Here is a 17,834-nt window from a genome sequence, read left to right as displayed (position 1 = left end):
CTCTTACCGCGGCTTCTTGCCGAAGACCTTGATATATTCCGCTTCGCCGCCCTTGGCGAGCGCCTTGGCCTGCTTGACCCAGTCGTCGCGCTCGATGCGGCCGCGGAAGTTCAGGTAGCCGTCGACCCATTCGCGCTCGGCCTTCTTCCAGCCCGCGACCTGCGAGAAGGTGAAGATGCCGATCTCGTTCAACGTCGCCTCGATCTTCGGGCCGACGCCCGAGATCATCTTCAAATCATCCGGTGTGGCGGGCTTTTCGATGCCGGCCGGACGGTTCTTGTCGGTCAAAGCCGGCTTTGCCGCCGGGGCGGCTTCGGCCTTGACGGCAGCGGCAGGCGCCGGTTCGGCAGCGGCGGTGCCTGATATCGGCTGCTCCTGTGCAGCCTTTGCGTTCTTCGCCGCAGCCTTCGGCGCCGTTGCCGGCGTCTTCAGGGCAGCATTGGTTTCCGCGTCGGTGCTCTTCGGGCGGGCAGCCTCGGAGGGGGGAACCGGAGCGCCGTCGACCGGACCGGAAATGGTTTCGGCATCCGCCTTCTTGGCGCGCGTCCGTGCCTTCGGCTCTTCCGTCGTCAGCGAAGTCGGGCCGCCTTCAGGCGCCGAGAATATCCGGTCAATCTGGGTGCCCGGCTTGATGCTGGCGCCATTGCCGCCGGCAAAGGCATCGATGATCTCTTCGAGACGCTCAGGCGTCAGGTCCTCGTAGGTGTCCTTGCCAATCATCACCATCGGGGCGTTGACGCAAGCCCCGAGACATTCGACCTCTTCCCAGGACAGCGTGCCTTCGGCATTGCGCTCGAAGGTATGAGCGTGGATCTTGCTCTTGCAGACCGACATCAGCGCTTCCGAGCCGCGCAGCATGCAGGGCGTCGTGCCGCAGACCTGGACATGGGCGCGTGTGCCGACAGGGTGCAGTTGGAACTGCGTATAGAAGGTCGCGACCTCGAGCACTCTGATATAGGCCATGTCGAGCATGTCGGCGATCTTTTCGATCGCCGCGCGCGTGACCCAGCCGTCCTGCTCCTGTGCCCGCATCAACAGCGGAATGACAGCCGATTGCTGGCGGCCGGCGGGGTATTTCTGGATCGTCTTGTCCGCCCAGACCGCATTCTCATCGCTGAAAGCGAATGCGGCAGGCTGAAATTGATCTTCGGCTAATCGACGAACGGACATTCTTCCTCACGCCTTGTCAGTTTAGGGTTCCACACCGCGAAGCGGTCAAAGACTGCATTTCGCAGGCATAGGCCGACTGGTCTTTCTGCATAAACACTACGAATTTGCTGCCATTCGGAATGGCGGCCTTGATCTGATAGCCCTTGGACAAAAGCTCGCCCATGGACGTTTTCGCCGCCGGCGGCGTCACTTCCTTACGGCCCAGCGGCGTGCCGAGGCTATCGGCTTCCTGAGCCGAAACCCCGGATGCCGCAAGAAGAAGTGCAACGGCAAGCGGCAGAGCCTGCATCAGCGGTCCACCTCGCCGAAGACGATGTCGAGCGAGCCGAGAACGGCTGCGACGTCGGCAAGCTGGTGGCCGCGGCACATGAAATCCATCGCCTGTAGATGGGCATAACCCGGCGCGCGGATCTTGCAGCGATAAGGCTTGTTGGTGCCGTCGGAGACGAGATAAACGCCGAACTCGCCCTTCGGCGCCTCGACAGCGGCGTAAACCTCGCCGGCCGGCACGTGGTAGCCTTCCGTATAGAGTTTGAAGTGGTGAATCAGCGCTTCCATCGAGCGCTTCATCTCGCCGCGCTTCGGCGGCACGACCTTGCCGTCGATCGACGAGAAAGGACCGGTCTTGGCATCGGACAGCAGGCGATTGACGCATTGCTTCATGATGCGGACCGATTCGCGCATCTCGATCATGCGGATCAGGTAGCGGTCGTAATTATCGCCGTTCTTGCCGATCGGAATGTCGAATTCGAGATCGGAATAACATTCATAAGGCTGGGCGCGACGCAGATCCCAGGCCGCGCCCGAACCGCGCACCATGACGCCGGAGAAGCCCCAGGCCCAGCAGTCTTCCAGCGAGACGACGCCGATATCGACGTTGCGCTGCTTGAAGATGCGGTTGCCGGTCAACAGATTGTCGATGTCGTCGAGCGCCTTCAGGAAGGGATCGCACCAGTCGCCGATATCCTGCACAAGCTTTTCCGGCAGATCCTGGTGGACGCCGCCCGGACGGACATAAGCGGCGTGCATGCGCGAACCGCTGGCGCGCTCGTAGAACACCATCAGCTTCTCACGCTCTTCGAAGCCCCAGAGCGGCGGCGTCAGCGCGCCGACGTCCATGGCCTGTGTCGTGACGTTCAGGAGATGCGAGAGGATGCGGCCGATTTCCGAATAGAGAACGCGGATCAGCTGGCCGCGGATCGGGATCTCGATGCCGAGCAGCTTTTCGACGGCCATCGCATAGGCATGCTCCTGGTTCATCGGCGCGACGTAATCGAGGCGATCGAAATAGGGCACGGCCTGCAGATAGGTCTTGGTCTCGATCAGCTTCTCGGTGCCGCGGTGCAGCAGGCCGATATGCGGATCAACCCGCTCCACAATTTCGCCGTCAAGCTCCAGGACAAGACGAAGAACGCCATGCGCCGCCGGATGCTGCGGTCCGAAATTGATGTTGAAGTTGCGGACGTTATGTTCTGTCATGGCGATCAACTCGCTTAGAGTGAGTAGTGAATAGTGGGTAGTGAGTAGTTTTCATCCGTTCACTATTCGTCAGCTTTTCTCTGCTGAACGCTTCGAATAAGCGATCCCAGCATCTTTCCAATTTCGTCGCATCGGTCGAGCAATTCGTCCAAGGCCGCGGCTTGAAGAAAGCCAATTCGTCCGGCGATGATCAAATGCGTCTCCAACTCTTTCAACGAGCCCTGAGCGATCTTGAGAATTGGGTAAACGAGCCTCGATTTTCTCTTCCATATCCCTCTGCGACATTTGCAGCCACGGAAGCGGAAGGTCGTCTGATCTGGCTGGTCAATCCATAAATCTCTTCCCGCGGGAAGGTTCTCGTCACCTCATAACAAACGACAGACAGCTCGATAGCGAATTGCCAGACTTTCAAATCACGATAGGAACTGATTTTCCCGTTCGCCACCCAAATATCTGCCCACTAATCACTACCGACTATTCACTACTCACTGTTTCGCCTTTTCATCCCCAGGCAGCACATAGTCAGTGCCTTCCCATGGCGACATGAAGTCGAAGTTGCGGAATTCCTGCTTCAACTCGACCGGCTCGTACACGACGCGTTTCGCGGCGTCGTCGTAGCGGACCTCGACGAAACCTGTCGTCGGGAAGTCCTTGCGCAGCGGGTGGCCTTCGAAACCGTAGTCGGTGAGGATGCGGCGCAGGTCCGGATGGCCGGTGAAGAGTACGCCGTACATGTCCCAGGTTTCGCGCTCGAACCAGTCGGCGCCGGGATGGACGGCGCAGGCGGAGGGAACCGGCGTATCTTCGTCGGTTGCGACCTTGACGCGGATGCGCAGATTCTGCTTCGGCGACAGCAGGTGATAGACGACGTCGAAACGCAGCTCGCGCTGCGGCCAGTCGACGCCGCAAATATCGATCAAGTTGACGAAACCGCATTTGGCGTCGTCGCGCAGAAAGGTCAGCAGCGCGATCAGGTTTTCACCCGTCGTCGTCAGCGTCAGCTCGCCATACTTCATCTGCGATGTCGCGATCAGATTGCCGCGCGCTTCGCCAAGGTAGGACGCAAGCTCAGTCAGGGCTTCACTCATATGCCTTGTCCTTAACCCTTAGCGTTCGATCGTGCCGGTGCGCCGGATCTTCTTCTGCAGCAGAAGCACGCCGTAAAGCAGCGCCTCTGCCGTGGGGGGACAGCCCGGCACGTAGATATCGATCGGCACGATGCGGTCGCAGCCGCGCACCACCGAATAGGAATAGTGATAATAACCGCCACCATTGGCGCAGGAGCCCATCGAGATGACATAGCGCGGCTCGGGCATCTGGTCATAGACCTTGCGCAAGGCCGGCGCCATCTTGTTGGTCAGCGTGCCGGCGACGATCATCACGTCGGATTGGCGCGGCGAGGCGCGCGGCGCAAAACCGAAGCGCTCGACGTCGTAACGCGGCATCGACAGCTGCATCATTTCGACGGCGCAGCAGGCAAGACCGAAGGTCATCCACATCAGCGAACCGGTGCGGGCCCAGTTGATCAACTCGTCGGTCGAGGTGACGAGAAAACCCTTATCGGCAAGCTCGTTATTGATCTCGCCGAAAAAGGCGTCGTTACTGCCGATCGGCTTACCGGTCGAGGGATCGATGATCCCCTTCGGCTGCTGGGCAACGAGCGGCTGATTGCTCACAGGGGCTACTCCCATTCCAGGGCTCCCTTCTTCCATTCATAGATAAAGCCGATGGTCAGCACGAGGAGGAAGACCATCATGGACCAGAAGCCGAACCAGCCGATGGCGCCGAAGGAAACGGCCCAGGGGAAGAGGAAGGCGACTTCGAGGTCGAAGATGATAAAGAGGATCGACACGAGGTAGAAGCGGATGTCGAACTTCATGCGGGCGTCGTCGAACGCGTTGAAGCCGCATTCGTAAGCCGAGAGCTTTTCCGAATCGGGCGCTTTGAAAGCGACGGCGAACGGCGCAATGAGCAGCGCCAGGCCGATAACGAGCGCGATACCGATGAAGATGGCGATCGGAATATAAGAACTGAGCAGTTCAGTCATCATGTTCATCCCTGCTTGCCGGAGGCGCCAGACGGCGCATTTGGGCAAATGCCCGGCAAGCGAACGTGCGTTGCAACAAGCCGTGGTTAGCGCAGCCGACGCCCCGGCGCAAGAGATTTACAGAGGCAATTCGACGCGTCGCGCGCGGACATTATCAAGCAGGTGCAACGATGTCGCGACAAATCCGCCCAAACCGCCTGAAGCTGCATGTCTGACCACTGGAAACTGCATGGCTTTCAGAAGAAAATGGCGCGAGTGACGGGGCTCGAACCCGCGACCTCCGGCGTGACAGGCCGGCACTCTAACCGACTGAGCTACACCCGCGCATAGGACCGGCCATTTGCGGCCGCGAGGATGAAGAAAACCGGACAAACGACAAATCACATTTGCGTTTCACAAGACTTGAAATGGCGCGAGTGACGGGGCTCGAACCCGCGACCTCCGGCGTGACAGGCCGGCACTCTAACCAACTGAGCTACACCCGCAATTCATTTCAAGCAGTCCGGATGCCTTCGCACCCTCACCAAAACGGCTGCCCGTTTCGATGAGCGGCTAACTACGGGGTTCGTCTTTTAGTGTCAAGCAGGTTTGGAGACAAAACCATGACAGTCGTTGAATTGTTTCGGCAAGGCCCGCACGCGGCGAAGGAAAAGCCGACAATTCCGTTTGCCGCAGCGGCACGGAGGCCCAATCGAAGCCGGTGGCACGGCCGAAGCCGACATGCCCATCGCCTCCCCCTCCCCTTTATCCACAGCCCGGCCGCGGCCCATCGACATAACAGGGAGCGAACCGCCACCAAAAAAATCAAAAAATCTTCACAAACACTCTTGCGGTTTTGCCGCGATCCGCATAGATCACGGCCACCAACGCGGCAGGCCGATCCGGCTTCGTTAGCGATGGGCGATTAGCTCAGTTGGTAGAGCGCCTCGTTTACACCGAGGATGTCGGGAGTTCGAGTCTCTCATCGCCCACCATTTTTTTCCTTCAAGTGTCAAATATCTGGGCGATGTCTAGGCCTTCGCGGACAGACGCCTGCAGGTTGCTTCGTCAGCATATCTACAATTCCAATGAGCCTACCGATCCAGTGAGCGCACCCGGCAGATTTGGATGCGGCGCACCGCGTGACAGGCAGCTCCACCAAACGGACTACTCCGGCCGCCGCACCACCTCCTATTGGGCGAATGGATGGGGGCCAGCAAAAGTGGGAGTATTCGCCGCCCGGAAAGTCTCCGCGCTTGAAGGCTTACGACGCCTGGAGGTGTGCCATGAAGGCCCTGTGCTCCGCATTGACGCTATGCGTTGCGATTGCCCTATGCACGCCAAGTGCCATCTATGTCAGCCTGCCCGGATACGCCTTCAAGACGAATCCGAAATGCCAGCGCCACGAACCAAAAACGCGATTCGACAAGAGGTGCGACTGGCCGAAATTGGGCTTCAAGGACTTTACGCCCCCGCTTGTGACCGTGCTTGGGATCTGAGGATCAGCTCAGCCTTTCGCAAATTCTCGCAGTCCAGAGGCCCCTGGCAGCGCGAGGGCCTCACCCCTTCGCCAATTCCCTCTCCACCGCCGAAACCAGCCGCGAATCATCTGCCGTCACGTCAGGCGCAAAGCGGGCGGCGACTTTGCCGTCGCGGCCGATCAGGAATTTTTCGAAGTTCCAGAGGATGTCGTCCTCGTCGCCGCCTGCCAGGCCGTGGGATTTCAGGCGTTCGCGCATCGGGCCGTCGCCTGTGGTCGCGACGCCCGACTTGGTCAATTGGCGGTAAAGCGGGTGCTGTGCCTCGCCCTTGACTGAGATCTTCGAGAAGATCGGGAAGGTGACGTCATAGGTGCTGGTGCAGAAGTCGACAATCTCGGCGTCGGTGCCGGGCTCCTGGCCCTTGAAGTCATTGGCGGGGAAAGCGGCGATGACGAAGCCGCGCTCGCGCTTTTCGCCATAGAGCTTTTCCAGCCCCTCATATTGCGGCGTCAGCCCGCATTTCGAGGCGACATTGACGACCAGGAGCACCCTGCCCTTGTATTCGTTGAGCGTGGTCTCGCGACCATCCACAGTTTTGACCGGGATATCCAACACGTTGCCCGTCACGGGAACCTCCAATTTTTTTAGGATATGGTTCGCCAAACTTAGCGATATCGCCGCCATTGTCACCAGTGTCGGGATCAACTCGGCGTCAACAAAATGCCGGTGCGGCTTCCGGCCGCACCGGCCTCCGCACCTCAGGCCGGGGATGTTTCCTTCACGTCGTCGAGCAGGAAGTGCACGACGAGGTAATCCGTCTTGTAGTGGCGGCCACTGTCCGACACGGAATCGACGCTGCCGCCGTCCTTCGGGTGCCAGGCGTGGTAATGGGGGTTGGTGGTGATCAGGGTGATGGCCTTGCCATCTCTGTCGCCAAGCCGGAAACGCATCTCGGCGAGCGGCCAGATCCGCTCGTAATCCTGCATGGTGATTCGCGCCTTCAGCGCCTTGCGCTGCAGCGGCGCTTCGCCGGCCTCGGCGGGTACTTCCAACGTCACCTCCTCGGCTCCGCTGATAATGGCGTTGAATTCTTCAGGCCACATGCGTCTCATGAAATCGCTCCTCCCGAGGCTTTTCCGTCAGTCCACAGCTGCAACTTAGCGGTTTGTCCGAAAGAAGCAAATTCCTGTCATGTGGTTGTCATCGACATCAGTCGCTCCTACCTTCCCGTCAAACCGCATCAGGGCCGTCAGGCGCCCGCAATCCCGAGTTCAGAGATGAAGACACGTGAAGACAGGCAGGCGCTGCGGGCGAGCATGCCGCGCACTCCGCTCAGCGCCCATCATATGGAAAATGCCCGGCTGCTGCCGGACCGCGGCGAGCTGCTCTACCGCATCCCGAACGGCGGCATCGGTGTCGAGGTGGGCGCCGCCTTCGGCGAATATACGGCGGAGATCCTGGAAAAGAATCGCCCGGCGCAGCTCTACCTCATCGATCCCTGGTCGATGGATCGCTACAGCTCAGGGCTTGATGCGATCCATACGAATTTCGCGGCCGAGATCGCGGCCGGCCGGCTGCATCTGATGCAGGGCACGTCGCTGGAGAAGCTTGCCGAATTCGAGGACGATTTCCTCGACTGGACCTATGTCGATACCGACCATTCCTTCGAGCTCACCTGGCAGGAGCTGCTGCTCTGCGACAAGAAGGTGAAGCGGACGGGGCGTATTGCCGGGCATGATTTCTGCACCGGCAATACGGTGAAGCCGATCGTCTATGGCGTCGTCGAGGCGGTCACCAAATTCTGCAAGGATTACGGTTGGCAATTCGAGTTCCTGACGGTCGAATCGCACGCGCATTTTTCCTATTGCCTGAAGCGGCTCTGATTGACTTAGGCCTTGCCGGAATATTGCGCGTCGCTGACCTTTTCCATCCAGTCGACGTGCTTGCCATCCAACGCCTCGTGAATGGCGATATGCACCATCGCCGTATCCGGGGCAGCCCCGTGCCAATGTTTTTCACCCGGTGAGAACCAGACGGCGTCGCCGGCGCGGATCTCGCGGATTTCCTCGCCCCAGCTCTGGGCGAGGCCCTTGCCTGATGTGACGATCAGCGTCTGGCCGAGCGGATGCGTATGCCAGGCCGTGCGGGCGCCGGGTTCGAAGGTGACGGAGGTTGCCCTCACCCGGGCCGGCGCCGGCGCTTCCATCAGCGGATCCTGGCGGACGGCGCCGGTGAAATAGTCGGCCGGTGGCTTCGTCGAGGGGCTGGAGCCGGCGGGTTTGATCTCCATGGTCTTTCCTTTTCCATTCATTGCTGTTGAAGCCTTGTAACCTGACGATATTTCATCGGGGCAACCAATCAAAGCCGGATCGACAATTTGCCGCAAAGTCCCCTGCCTGATAGGCCAGTGTCTTTCATCACCTACGGAGGATTTTTCATGAGACACCATGCTTTTGGCCGCATGCCCTTCACCGTCACCAATGTCGGCTTCGGCGCCTGGCAGATCGGCGGCTCCTGGGGCGATATCAGCGAGGCTGAGGGGCGCGCGGCGCTGAATGCCGCGCTCGATGCCGGCATGACCTTCATCGATACGGCTGACGTTTATGGTGACGGCCGTTCGGAAAAAATCATCGCCGACGTGCTGAAGACCCGTGGCGGCGCCCGCCCGATGGTCGCCACCAAGGCGGGCCGCCGCCTCAATCCGCATGTCGCCGAAGGCTACAGCAAGGCCAATCTCGAAGGCTTCATTGACCGCAGCCTGACGAATCTTGCCGTCGACAGCCTCGACCTTGTGCAGTTGCACTGCCCGCCACGCGACGTGCTTTACCAGCCCGAGGTCTTCGAAGGTCTCGACGCGCTGCAAAAGGCCGGCAAGATCAAGGGTTACGGCGTCAGCGTCGAAAAGGTCGAGGACGGGCTGAAGGCGATCGAATATCCCGGCGTCGTCAGCATTCAGATCATCTACAATATCTTCCGCCAGCGCCCCGATCACCTGTTCTTCCAGGAAGCGCGGCGCAAGAACGTGGCGATCATCGCCCGCGTGCCGCTCGCAAGCGGCCTTCTCTCCGGCAAGATCACCCGGGACACGCACTTTGCCAGCGACGATCACCGCAATTTCAACCGCAACGGCGAAGCCTTCGATGTCGGCGAGACCTTTGCCGGCGTGCCTTTCGAGGTCGGACTGCAGGCGGTGGAAGAGGTGCGCAAGCTGGTGCCTGCGGGCGCCACGATGGCCGCCTTCGCGCTCCGCTGGATCCTGATGGCTGAAGCCGTCACCGTCGTCATCCCCGGCGCCCGCAATGGCGAGCAGGCGAGAGCCAATGCGGCTGCCGCCGACCTCGCGCCGCTTTCGACCGACGTCATGGCGGCAACGCGCGAGATTTACGAGCGGCTGATAGCGCCGCATGTGCATCAGCGCTGGTAGGCGTCCAATACTCCAAAATGCAAATGGCCGGGTTTTCGCCCCGGCCATTTTTATGTCACCGATCCGTCAAGGCTCAGTTTGTGCCGACCAGATCGACCGGGAAGAACAGGGTTTCGCCGGAGGAGTCGCTGACGCCGTCATTGTCGGTGACGGCGTAAGGCTTGCCCGAGGCGTCGAAGGTGAAGCCTTCGAGTTTGTCGAGCACATAGCCGTTAGTGGCAGCCTTGAGTTCGCCGAGAAAGTCGTGGGCTTCGGTCTTCTTGACGACCGGCAGCTCGGTCCCGAGCTTGGCGGGCTTCAGCTCCGAGATCGCCACCTTGTAGAGCTTCTTCAGCTTGGCTGCATCGCCGACGAGGTTGTCGCGCTCGATGATGTAGACGCTGTCGCCATGAGCCGAGATTTCCGATAGGCCGACCCAGCCGCTTTCCGTCTTGTCGAGCGGATAGCGGACAGCGCCCCATTCCTTCTTCTTCGGATTGTAGGAGACGAGCTTGACGAAGCCCTTCTCGTCGTCAGCCCACTCGCGCTGGACCGCCATCCAGAGCGTCGCATCGTCGCCGGTGCCGACAATGGTGACCCCTTCGAAGCCATAGCGGATTTCGTTGGCGGCGAGCTCCTTCGGCAGGGCGATCTCGGCCTTGATGTCACCCTTGGCGTTGACGTTGTAGAGGGCGTGCGGGACGAGACGCTCGCTGTAGCCTTCCGAGGCGAGCCAGAAGGAGCCGTCGGCGGCAGCCGCAATGCCTTCGATGTCGAGCTTCTGGGCCGGGGCGCCGTCACGCTTGACGACGAGGGCGTCGGTAATGACGGCTGGCTTCTTGCTGGCATCGATCGTGTAGATCGTCGGCTGCGAGCCGAGAACGCTGTCGCTGACGGCGTAGAGCATGCCTGGCTTGCCCGGAACCGCGGCGAGACCCGAAAGCGCTGCAAAGCCGATCGGATTGCCGTCCCTCTCGGCCGAAACAATCTGCGGATAGGCCTTTTCGCCTTCCGAGCGCTCATAAATCATCACATGCGAGCGGGCGCCGCCGTCCTTGCCGAGGTCGAGTTCGTTGGCTGTCGCGAAGAGATTGCGTGCAGGGATGGCGATCCCGCCTTCCGGCGAAATCCCCGACGGCAGCAATTGCACGAGTTCGGGATCGGCGCCAGTATCCCTGTAGACGCCGACGACCGAAGCGCGCTCGGCGAGCAGGAAGAAATACTTGATATCACCGAACGTGGCGGCTTCGAGACCTTCCGGCTCGACGCCCTTCGATCCCGAGCGGCTTTCCGGATAGTGGCCGAGATGAGCGACGGCGCGTTCGAAGGAAGCGCCCGATTCGTAGAGAACCTTGCCCGTCTTGTCGAAGATGGTAAAGCTGCGCGAGCCGCCCTGGTAGTCGCCTTCATTGGCAATGACGAACCGGTTATCGTCCAGCCACTTCACGGCGTCGGGCTCGCGCGCAACAGCCTTGGATTCGCCTGAGAATTTCAGGGCGCCGTCACGCTTGGTGTCGATGCCGGTAAGATCGACGCTGCCGGCGGAGAAGTGCGTCTTCACTTGAGCCGTGTTGGCGTCGATGATGATGATCTCGTTGTTTTCCTGCAGCGTCAGGGCGATCTCGCTCAGGCCGTTGAAGGCGACGAATTCCGGCTCCGGATCTTCGGGCGCGACGCCGGCAAGGCCGGTCAACGCCACGTGTTTGATCGTGCCGCAATCGACAGTGCCGTTCTTGACCTGGAAGACGACAAGGTCGCCGGCCGGCATTTGCGGGATCTTGCCGTCATTGACCTCTTCGTCGCGCTCGTTTTCGATCGCGATGGCACCGAGCGTCTTGTCCTTGTTGAGGGCGATCGAATCCGGCTGGCCGCCGAGATCGCAGCTGTTCTCGATCTTCTTCGTCGCCACGTCGACGATTGCGAGACGGCCCGACGGCTTGGCTTTGCTTTCGGAGGTGTTGACGGCGACCAGCGCCTTGCCGGCGCTCGAGGTGACCGATGTCGGCTCGCCGTCCATCATCAGCGCGCCGCCGGCCTTCGGAGCCTTGGCATCGGTAATGTCGATGAAGCCGATCGCGCCGAGCGGGCTGTCGCTATAGATCAGCGTGTTGCCGTCGTCGGTCGCGGTAAGGATTTCGGCCGACGTGGCCGAAAGCTTATCCTTGTCACCAGGCAGGTTCTGGGCCACCGGGAAAGAGGCGATTCGGTTGAAGACCGGTTCGGCCGCAGCCGGAAAGGCAACGGATGCGAGAAGCACGGCAGCAAGCGCTGCCTTGCGCGATGAAATTGTCATGAAATCCCCCATGTGTCGAACATTCGAAACATGAGTTTTCTGCGGGAGCGGCGTGACAGAGGCATGACAGATGCGACATTTTGCGCCGGATCAGATCAGGCGGGTTTGCGCTCCCTGCGCATCTCGTTTCGCATGATGAAAAGCGAAGCGGACAGGATGAGCGCCGCTCCCAGCCAGAGGTAACCCGCCGGCGCATAACCGAAGAACAGCCAGCCGGCCAGCACGTTCAGCGGCAGTTTCAGATCGTCGAAAGGCTGGACGTAGGCGGCATCGGCTGCGGCATAGGCAAGCGTCAGAAAATACTGCGCCGCCGCGGTCAGCAGTCCCGCCAGGAGGAACAAGGCAAGGGCTGCGCCCGTCGGCACGGCAAAGCCTGCCGCAAGCGCCAGGCCGCCGTTTATCGGCGTCAGCAGAACGAGCAGCCAGACGGTGATCGTCTCCGGTCGTTCGATGCCCGTCAGGCTCTTGGTGATCAGCGACGAGGCGCCCCAGAGCACCGCCGAGAGCACCGGCAGGAGCGCGGCCCAGCCAAAACTGTCCGACCATGGCTGCAGGATGATCATCGCGCCGCTGAAACCGGCTGCGGTCGCCGCCCAGCGGGCCGGACCGACGCGCTCACCCAGGAAAAGCCGGGCGCCCAGAATGATGAAGAAAGGCGAGGTCATCACCAGTGCGATCGCCTGCCAGATCGGCACCGCGGCAAGACCGGCAACCCACGCCTCGACGCCGAGCGCGGCAAGCACGACGCGCGCGAGGTGGCGCCAGGGATAGTGCGTGCGCATCGCCGCAAGGCCGAGCTGGCGAAGGAACGGCAGCGAAAACAGGAAGGCGAAGCCATATTGCCAGAAGGCGGCCGAGGCCGAGGGGAAGGCAAGCTTCATCGTCAGCCATTGGGTGACGACGTTGAGAAGCGAAAAAGCAATGCCGGCAAGGACCATCCAGAGGGCGCCAACAACGGCGCGGGACGGCTCGGCAGCAAGGGAAGTCTGATTCATGTCTTTCATCCACGACTTAGGGACCAACATAAATCAGGACGCATGAGCTACCGACACGGACGACATGACGAATCCTCGCCCTTCGCACGACCGACTCATTCTCTTCCATCCGGACTTTAACCGTCGGCTCCGGAATCGCACCGGATCTGCTGACCCCTCCCCCGCTTCGACACGAGAAAAGGCGCTCGCGGGCTTGGGCCGAGACCCTTACCGCCGGTGGGGAGTTTCACCCCGCCCTGAGAACGGGAATCTCGTAGATCAAAGCCGGCGCGGCGGCAAGGCCGGCCAAAGCAAAAAGGTCCGGCAAAGCAAATGGCCCGCCACAAGCAAAAGGGGTCCGGCAAGCCGAACCCCTCTCAAATCCTGCACAACCGGTCTCGTTTCCGGCTGGCGGATAATCCCAGATCAGCCGTTGACGGCGTCCTTCAGGCCCTTGCCGGGCGTGAACTTCGGCACGTTGCGAGCCGGAATGTCGACTTCAGCGCCCGTCGACGGGTTGCGGCCCTTCGTTGCGGCGCGATGAGAAACGGTGAAGCTGCCGAAACCCGCGAGGCGGATGTCGCCCTTGTTCTTGAGTTCAGCCTGGACAACGTCAAAAACCGCGTCAACAGCGGAAGCCGCGTCAGACTTCGTCAGTCCTGCCTTTTCGGCGACTGCGGACACGAGTTCATTCTTGTTCATGTTTCCACCCCTTTCTAAATGGTATGAAACGACTCAAAAGTAAGCTAGGCGCCGAATAGGTTTCATCAGGCCCGCCGGAAACCCAAAAGCCCTGCAAATCAAGGAAAAGCAAGCGTCTCCATGACGTTTTCACAAAAAAGGCTGGCGTTTTCGCCAGCCTTTTTCCGTGTTTTGCTCCAATGGGGCATAAATGTGGCCGAGGCCATTCAATGCGCTATGGTTGCGCCTGTCTCATCGAGGCCTTCGACCGATGTGATGACGGGCGTTTCCACCGTGCCGTCCCATTCGATCGGCTCCGGCCGCCGGATCAGCGCGTGCTTGATCACCTCGCCCATGCGGGATACCGGGATGATCTCCATGTTGTTCTTCACGTTGTCCGGAATCTCCGCCAGGTCCTTGGCGTTTTCCTCCGGAATCAGCACCTTCTTGATGCCGCCGCGAAGCGCTGCAAGCAGCTTTTCCTTGAGACCGCCAATCGGCAGCACACGGCCGCGAAGGGTGATTTCACCGGTCATGGCCACGTGCCTGTTCACCGGGATACCGGTCATGATCGAAACGATCGCGGTCGCCATGGCGACGCCGGCCGAGGGGCCATCCTTCGGGGTCGCGCCTTCCGGCACGTGCACGTGGATGTCGCTCTTGTCGAAGCGCGGCGGCTCGATGCCGAAATCGACGGCGCGCGAGCGGACATAGGAGGCCGCCGCCGAAATCGATTCCTTCATGACTTCCTTCAGATTGCCGGTGACCGTCATGCGACCCTTGCCCGGCATCATCACGCCTTCGATCGTCAGCAACTCGCCGCCGACCTCCGTCCAGGCAAGACCGGTCACGACGCCGACCTGATCCTCGCCCTCGGCTTCGCCATGGCGGAAGCGCGGGACACCCAGATAGTCGGAGATGTTGGCGGCCGTCACATGAACGGACTTCGTCTTGCCCTTGATGATCTCGGTGACCGCCTTGCGGGCGAGCTTCATCAACTCGCGTTCGAAGCTGCGGACACCGGCTTCACGGGTGTACTGCTGGCTGATCGCCATCAGGGCGTCGTCGCTGACCGAGAATTCTTCCGGCTGCAACGCATGTTCCTTGATGGCCTTCGGCAGCAGGTGCCGCTTGGCGATCTCGCGCTTTTCATCCTCGGTGTAGCCGGCGATACGGATGATCTCCATGCGGTCCATCAGCGGCGCCGGGATATTCAGCGTATTCGCCGTGGTGATGAACATCACGTCCGACAGGTCGTATTCGACTTCCAGATAATGATCCATGAAGGTCGAGTTCTGGGCCGGATCGAGCACTTCGAGCAGGGCCGACGACGGATCGCCGCGATAGTCCTGGCCGAGCTTGTCGATCTCGTCGAGCAGGAACAGCGGGTTGGACTTCTTCGCCTTCTTCATCGACTGGATGACCTTGCCGGGCATCGAGCCGATATAGGTGCGGCGGTGACCGCGGATTTCGGCTTCGTCACGAACGCCGCCGAGCGCCATGCGGACATATTCACGGCCGGTCGCCTTGGCGATCGACTGGGCGAGCGAGGTCTTGCCGACGCCCGGAGGGCCGACGAGGCAGAGAATCGGGCCCTTGATCTTGGTGGCGCGGGCCTGGACGGCCAGATATTCGACGATGCGTTCCTTGACTTTGTCGAGACCGAAGTGATCGGCTTCGAGGATCTTCTCGGCATTGTTGAGATCGGCCTTGATCTTCGACTTCTTGCCCCAGGGAATGCCGAGCAGCCAGTCCAGATAGTTGCGCACAACGGTGGCTTCCGCCGACATCGGGCTCATCTGGCGCAGCTTCTTCAGCTCCGCATCGGCCTTTTCACGGGCCTCCTTGGACAGCTTGGTCTTGGCGATGCGCTCTTCCAGTTCGCTCATCTCGTCGCGGCCTTCCTCGCCGTCGCCAAGTTCCTTCTGGATCGCCTTCATCTGCTCATTCAGATAATATTCGCGCTGGGTCTTCTCCATCTGGCGCTTGACGCGCGAGCGGATGCGCTTTTCGACCTGCAGCACCGAAATCTCGCCTTCCATGAAGCCGAGCGCCTTTTCGAGGCGGGCCTTGACGCTGGTGGTTTCCAGCATCTCCTGCTTCTCGGTGATCTTGATCGACAGATGCGAGGCGACCGTATCGGCGAGCTTGGAATAGTCGTCGATCTGGCTGGCTGCGCCGACCACTTCGGGCGAAATCTTCTTGTTGAGCTTCACGTAGCTCTCGAATTCGGAGACGACCGAACGCGACAAGGCTTCCAGCTCGACCGGATCGTCGTGCGGCTCTTCGAGCACATGGCCGAGGGCTTCGTAGAAATCTTCGCGGCTGGTATAGGTGTCGATCTCGGCGCGGGCACGGCCTTCGACCAGAACCTTCACGGTGCCGTCGGGCAGCTTCAGAAGCTGCAACACGTTCGCCACAGTGCCGACATTGTGGATGGCGGACGGATCCGGATCGTCGTCACTGGCGTTGATCTGCGTGACCAGCATGATCTGCTTGTCGGAACCCATGACCTCTTCGAGCGCACGGATCGACTTTTCCCGTCCGACGAACAGCGGCACGATCATATGCGGGAAAACCACGATGTCGCGCAGGGGCAGAACAGGGTAGGCAGTACTGCTCGCTACAGACGTTTTCTTCGTCATTTTTAAGTCCTTTCCATCGTCCCGTTGCCGGGCTCTCTGCACGGCCGCTTGGGACCGGCCGGCACTCTCACTTGGGTCTACAAGTGGAGGTCCTGACTACGCTTTTCAAGCCACGCTAACGCCCGCGTTCCCCGGATGTGACAGCTTCATTACAACGGAACGCCAACACTATGAAGCGCGTGGCTGGACCGGCGCTTACCACTTCCGACCCGGCTAAAATACAAACGCCAGCAATAGGCTTACGGAATCACCGCATCATTGCCAAGCACTCTCCGTTGCGCAACATCGGCAAAGGCAATTCCGTCCCCACCGGCAAAATACTAACAGCGCCTTGCATGATTTTTCAAATAGAAAGGGGCCTGCCGATGGCAAGCCCCCAAAATAATCATAGGAAAGCCGCAAGGTCACGCCGAAGCGTTGGCCTTTTCTTCCTGGCGATCGGCATAGATGTAAAGCGGACGGGCAGAACCGCGCACCACTTCCTCCGAGATGACGACCTCGCGCACGCCCTCCAGCGTCGGCAGTTCGAACATCGTGTCGAGCAGGATCTTCTCCATGATCGAGCGAAGGCCGCGGGCGCCGGTCTTGCGGACGATCGCCTTGCGGGCGATTTCGCGCAGGGCATCCTCGTGGAAGGTCAGCTCGACGTCTTCCATCTCGAACAGGCGCTGATACTGCTTGATCAGCGCGTTCTTCGGCTCGGACAGGATCTGGATCAGCGCATCCTCATCGAGATCCTCAAGCGTCGCCAGAACCGGCAGACGGCCGATGAACTCGGGGATGAGGCCGAACTTGACCAGGTCTTCCGGCTCCAGTTCGCGGAGGACTTCGCCGACGCGGCGGTCGTCCTGGGCCTTGACCGTCGCGCCGAAGCCTATCGAGGTCTTCTCGCCGCGGGCGGAGATGATCTTGTCGAGGCCGGCGAAGGCGCCGCCGCAGATGAACAGGATGTTCGTCGTGTCGACCTGCAGGAATTCCTGTTGCGGGTGCTTGCGGCCGCCCTGCGGCGGAACGGATGCAACCGTGCCTTCCATGATCTTCAAGAGCGCCTGCTGCACGCCCTCGCCCGAGACGTCGCGGGTGATCGACGGGTTGTCGGACTTGCGCGAAATCTTGTCGACTTCGTCGATGTAGACGATGCCGCGCTGGGCACGTTCGACATTGTAGTCGGCCGACTGCAGCAGCTTCAGGATGATGTTTTCGACATCCTCGCCGACATAACCGGCCTCGGTGAGCGTCGTCGCATCGGCCATGGTGAAGGGAACGTCGATGATGCGGGCGAGCGTCTGGGCAAGATAGGTCTTGCCGCAGCCGGTCGGGCCGACGAGCATGATGTTCGACTTCGCCAGTTCGACTTCGCCGTTCTTGGAGGCGTGCGCCAGGCGCTTGTAGTGGTTGTGAACGGCGACCGACAGGATCTTCTTCGCCTGCCGCTGGCCGATGACGTATTCGTCGAGAACCTTGATGATGTCCTGGGGCGTCGGAACGCCATCGCGGGACTTGACCATCGAGGACTTGTTCTCCTCGCGGATGATGTCCATGCACAATTCGACGCATTCATCGCAGATGAAGACGGTCGGTCCGGCAATCAGTTTCCGGACCTCGTGCTGGCTCTTTCCGCAGAACGAACAATAAAGCGTGTTCTTGGAGTCGCCGCCGTTGCTGCCGCTGACCTTGCTCAT

General features: G+C 60.6%; 17 protein-coding genes, 3 tRNA genes, 1 pseudogene and 1 riboswitch. Of the genes and pseudogenes, 4 read left to right on the top strand and 17 right to left on the bottom strand.

The window, feature by feature from the left end:
* Nucleotides 1-3 precede the first annotated feature (3 nt).
* The 9 genes and pseudogenes from QMO82_RS08400 to QMO82_RS08360 form a co-directional block, all read right to left on the bottom strand.
* Nucleotides 4-1,170, bottom strand: a complete 1,167-nt coding sequence (locus tag QMO82_RS08400; protein ID WP_183606528.1) for an NADH-quinone oxidoreductase subunit E — start codon at nt 1,168-1,170, stop codon at nt 4-6.
* 16 nt (nt 1,171-1,186) lie between these two features.
* Nucleotides 1,187-1,459 carry a hypothetical protein gene (locus QMO82_RS08395; RefSeq protein ID WP_183606527.1) on the bottom strand — a complete coding sequence of 91 codons (273 nt, stop codon included), beginning with the start codon at nt 1,457-1,459 and terminating at the stop codon, nt 1,187-1,189.
* The gene (locus tag QMO82_RS08390) at nt 1,459-2,649 is read right to left on the bottom strand and encodes an NADH-quinone oxidoreductase subunit D (protein ID WP_183606526.1); all 1,191 of its coding nucleotides are present in this window, start codon (nt 2,647-2,649) and stop codon (nt 1,459-1,461) included. The genes QMO82_RS08395 and QMO82_RS08390 overlap by 1 nt, the downstream gene beginning before the upstream one ends.
* A gap of 62 nt (nt 2,650-2,711) precedes the next feature.
* Nucleotides 2,712-3,079: pseudogene (locus QMO82_RS08385) on the bottom strand (four helix bundle protein).
* A 55-nt stretch (nt 3,080-3,134) separates the two neighbouring features.
* The gene (locus QMO82_RS08380; protein WP_183606525.1) at nt 3,135-3,737 is read right to left on the bottom strand and encodes an NADH-quinone oxidoreductase subunit C; all 603 of its coding nucleotides are present in this window, start codon (nt 3,735-3,737) and stop codon (nt 3,135-3,137) included.
* Nucleotides 3,738-3,755: 18 nt separating this feature from the next.
* On the bottom strand, nt 3,756-4,340 hold the full coding sequence (locus tag QMO82_RS08375) for an NADH-quinone oxidoreductase subunit B family protein (RefSeq protein WP_003578567.1): 585 nt from the start codon (nt 4,338-4,340) through the stop codon (nt 3,756-3,758).
* On the bottom strand, nt 4,331-4,696 hold the full coding sequence (locus QMO82_RS08370) for an NADH-quinone oxidoreductase subunit A (protein WP_008521906.1): 366 nt from the start codon (nt 4,694-4,696) through the stop codon (nt 4,331-4,333). Before QMO82_RS08370 ends, QMO82_RS08375 begins: the two co-directional genes overlap by 10 nt.
* A gap of 247 nt (nt 4,697-4,943) precedes the next feature.
* Nucleotides 4,944-5,020 (bottom strand) — tRNA-Asp (locus QMO82_RS08365).
* Nucleotides 5,021-5,104: 84 nt separating this feature from the next.
* Nucleotides 5,105-5,181: transfer RNA gene (locus QMO82_RS08360), tRNA-Asp, on the bottom strand.
* A 413-nt stretch (nt 5,182-5,594) separates the two neighbouring features.
* Between QMO82_RS08360 and QMO82_RS08355 the strand changes: the two genes are divergently transcribed.
* Both QMO82_RS08355 and QMO82_RS33795 read left to right on the top strand, forming a co-directional pair.
* A tRNA-Val gene (locus QMO82_RS08355) sits at nt 5,595-5,670 on the top strand.
* A 291-nt stretch (nt 5,671-5,961) separates the two neighbouring features.
* On the top strand, nt 5,962-6,174 hold the full coding sequence (locus QMO82_RS33795) for a hypothetical protein (RefSeq protein WP_312862973.1): 213 nt from the start codon (nt 5,962-5,964) through the stop codon (nt 6,172-6,174).
* Between the two features lie 60 nt (nt 6,175-6,234).
* Here QMO82_RS33795 and QMO82_RS08350 read toward each other — a convergent pair whose 3' ends face one another.
* Nucleotides 6,235-6,783, bottom strand: a complete 549-nt coding sequence (locus QMO82_RS08350; RefSeq protein WP_183606524.1) for a glutathione peroxidase — start codon at nt 6,781-6,783, stop codon at nt 6,235-6,237.
* A gap of 131 nt (nt 6,784-6,914) precedes the next feature.
* Nucleotides 6,915-7,268, bottom strand: coding sequence for a hypothetical protein (locus QMO82_RS08345; protein ID WP_183606523.1), 354 nt, complete (start codon nt 7,266-7,268; stop codon nt 6,915-6,917).
* Between the two features lie 165 nt (nt 7,269-7,433).
* Between QMO82_RS08345 and QMO82_RS08340 the strand changes: the two genes are divergently transcribed.
* The gene (locus tag QMO82_RS08340) at nt 7,434-8,039 is read left to right on the top strand and encodes a class I SAM-dependent methyltransferase (RefSeq protein WP_183606522.1); all 606 of its coding nucleotides are present in this window, start codon (nt 7,434-7,436) and stop codon (nt 8,037-8,039) included.
* A 5-nt stretch (nt 8,040-8,044) separates the two neighbouring features.
* On the opposite strand, the gene QMO82_RS08335 is transcribed toward QMO82_RS08340, so the two are convergent.
* A complete protein-coding gene (locus QMO82_RS08335; protein ID WP_183606521.1) occupies nt 8,045-8,467 on the bottom strand; it encodes a cupin domain-containing protein in 423 nt (140 codons plus the stop codon).
* Between the two features lie 126 nt (nt 8,468-8,593).
* Between QMO82_RS08335 and QMO82_RS08330 the strand changes: the two genes are divergently transcribed.
* Complete coding sequence (locus QMO82_RS08330; RefSeq protein WP_183606520.1) at nt 8,594-9,580, top strand: aldo/keto reductase; 987 nt, start codon at nt 8,594-8,596, stop codon at nt 9,578-9,580.
* Between the two features lie 73 nt (nt 9,581-9,653).
* Here QMO82_RS08330 and QMO82_RS08325 read toward each other — a convergent pair whose 3' ends face one another.
* The 5 genes from QMO82_RS08325 to clpX all read right to left on the bottom strand — a co-directional run bounded on the left by QMO82_RS08325 (nt 9,654) and on the right by clpX (nt 17,834).
* Entirely contained in the window at nt 9,654-11,864 is a 2,211-nt protein-coding gene (locus tag QMO82_RS08325; RefSeq protein WP_183606519.1) for an esterase-like activity of phytase family protein, read from the bottom strand.
* A gap of 83 nt (nt 11,865-11,947) precedes the next feature.
* The gene (locus QMO82_RS08320; RefSeq protein WP_183606518.1) at nt 11,948-12,847 is read right to left on the bottom strand and encodes a DMT family transporter; all 900 of its coding nucleotides are present in this window, start codon (nt 12,845-12,847) and stop codon (nt 11,948-11,950) included.
* A gap of 93 nt (nt 12,848-12,940) precedes the next feature.
* Nucleotides 12,941-13,095: riboswitch (FMN riboswitch) on the bottom strand.
* A 157-nt stretch (nt 13,096-13,252) separates the two neighbouring features.
* Nucleotides 13,253-13,528, bottom strand: coding sequence for a DNA-binding protein HupB (gene hupB / locus QMO82_RS08315; RefSeq protein WP_003558438.1), 276 nt, complete (start codon nt 13,526-13,528; stop codon nt 13,253-13,255).
* A 206-nt stretch (nt 13,529-13,734) separates the two neighbouring features.
* Complete coding sequence (lon, locus tag QMO82_RS08310) at nt 13,735-16,152, bottom strand: endopeptidase La (protein WP_183606517.1); 2,418 nt, start codon at nt 16,150-16,152, stop codon at nt 13,735-13,737.
* A 404-nt stretch (nt 16,153-16,556) separates the two neighbouring features.
* A complete protein-coding gene (gene clpX / locus QMO82_RS08305; protein ID WP_003573940.1) occupies nt 16,557-17,834 on the bottom strand; it encodes an ATP-dependent Clp protease ATP-binding subunit ClpX in 1,278 nt (425 codons plus the stop codon).

The organism is Rhizobium sp. BT04 (assembly GCF_030053135.1).
In the GTDB taxonomy this organism is placed as follows: domain Bacteria; phylum Pseudomonadota; class Alphaproteobacteria; order Rhizobiales; family Rhizobiaceae; genus Rhizobium; species Rhizobium binxianense.
The sequence above is the reverse complement of the archived record's forward strand: the minus strand, read 5'-3'. Positions and strand labels throughout refer to the sequence as shown.

Bases quoted from the DNA above. Each gene is read 5' to 3' on its own strand.
- QMO82_RS08370 (WP_008521906.1), bottom strand. From the start codon at position 4,696: ATGACTGAACTGCTCAGTTCTTATATTCCGATCGCCATCTTCATCGGT.
- QMO82_RS08345 (WP_183606523.1), bottom strand. From the start codon at position 7,268: ATGAGACGCATGTGGCCTGAAGAATTCAACGCCATTATCAGCGGAGCC.
- lon (WP_183606517.1), bottom strand. From the start codon at position 16,152: ATGACGAAGAAAACGTCTGTAGCGAGCAGTACTGCCTACCCTGTTCTG.
- QMO82_RS08325 (WP_183606519.1), bottom strand. From the start codon at position 11,864: ATGGGGGATTTCATGACAATTTCATCGCGCAAGGCAGCGCTTGCTGCC.
- QMO82_RS08330 (WP_183606520.1), top strand. From the start codon at position 8,594: ATGAGACACCATGCTTTTGGCCGCATGCCCTTCACCGTCACCAATGTC.
- hupB (WP_003558438.1), bottom strand. From the start codon at position 13,528: ATGAACAAGAATGAACTCGTGTCCGCAGTCGCCGAAAAGGCAGGACTG.
- clpX (WP_003573940.1), bottom strand. From the start codon at position 17,834: ATGAGCAAGGTCAGCGGCAGCAACGGCGGCGACTCCAAGAACACGCTT.
- QMO82_RS08320 (WP_183606518.1), bottom strand. From the start codon at position 12,847: ATGAATCAGACTTCCCTTGCTGCCGAGCCGTCCCGCGCCGTTGTTGGC.
- QMO82_RS08380 (WP_183606525.1), bottom strand. From the start codon at position 3,737: ATGAGTGAAGCCCTGACTGAGCTTGCGTCCTACCTTGGCGAAGCGCGC.
- QMO82_RS08395 (WP_183606527.1), bottom strand. From the start codon at position 1,459: ATGCAGGCTCTGCCGCTTGCCGTTGCACTTCTTCTTGCGGCATCCGGG.
- QMO82_RS08400 (WP_183606528.1), bottom strand. From the start codon at position 1,170: ATGTCCGTTCGTCGATTAGCCGAAGATCAATTTCAGCCTGCCGCATTC.
- QMO82_RS08335 (WP_183606521.1), bottom strand. From the start codon at position 8,467: ATGAATGGAAAAGGAAAGACCATGGAGATCAAACCCGCCGGCTCCAGC.
- QMO82_RS08390 (WP_183606526.1), bottom strand. From the start codon at position 2,649: ATGACAGAACATAACGTCCGCAACTTCAACATCAATTTCGGACCGCAG.
- QMO82_RS33795 (WP_312862973.1), top strand. From the start codon at position 5,962: ATGAAGGCCCTGTGCTCCGCATTGACGCTATGCGTTGCGATTGCCCTA.
- QMO82_RS08375 (WP_003578567.1), bottom strand. From the start codon at position 4,340: ATGGGAGTAGCCCCTGTGAGCAATCAGCCGCTCGTTGCCCAGCAGCCG.
- QMO82_RS08340 (WP_183606522.1), top strand. From the start codon at position 7,434: ATGAAGACACGTGAAGACAGGCAGGCGCTGCGGGCGAGCATGCCGCGC.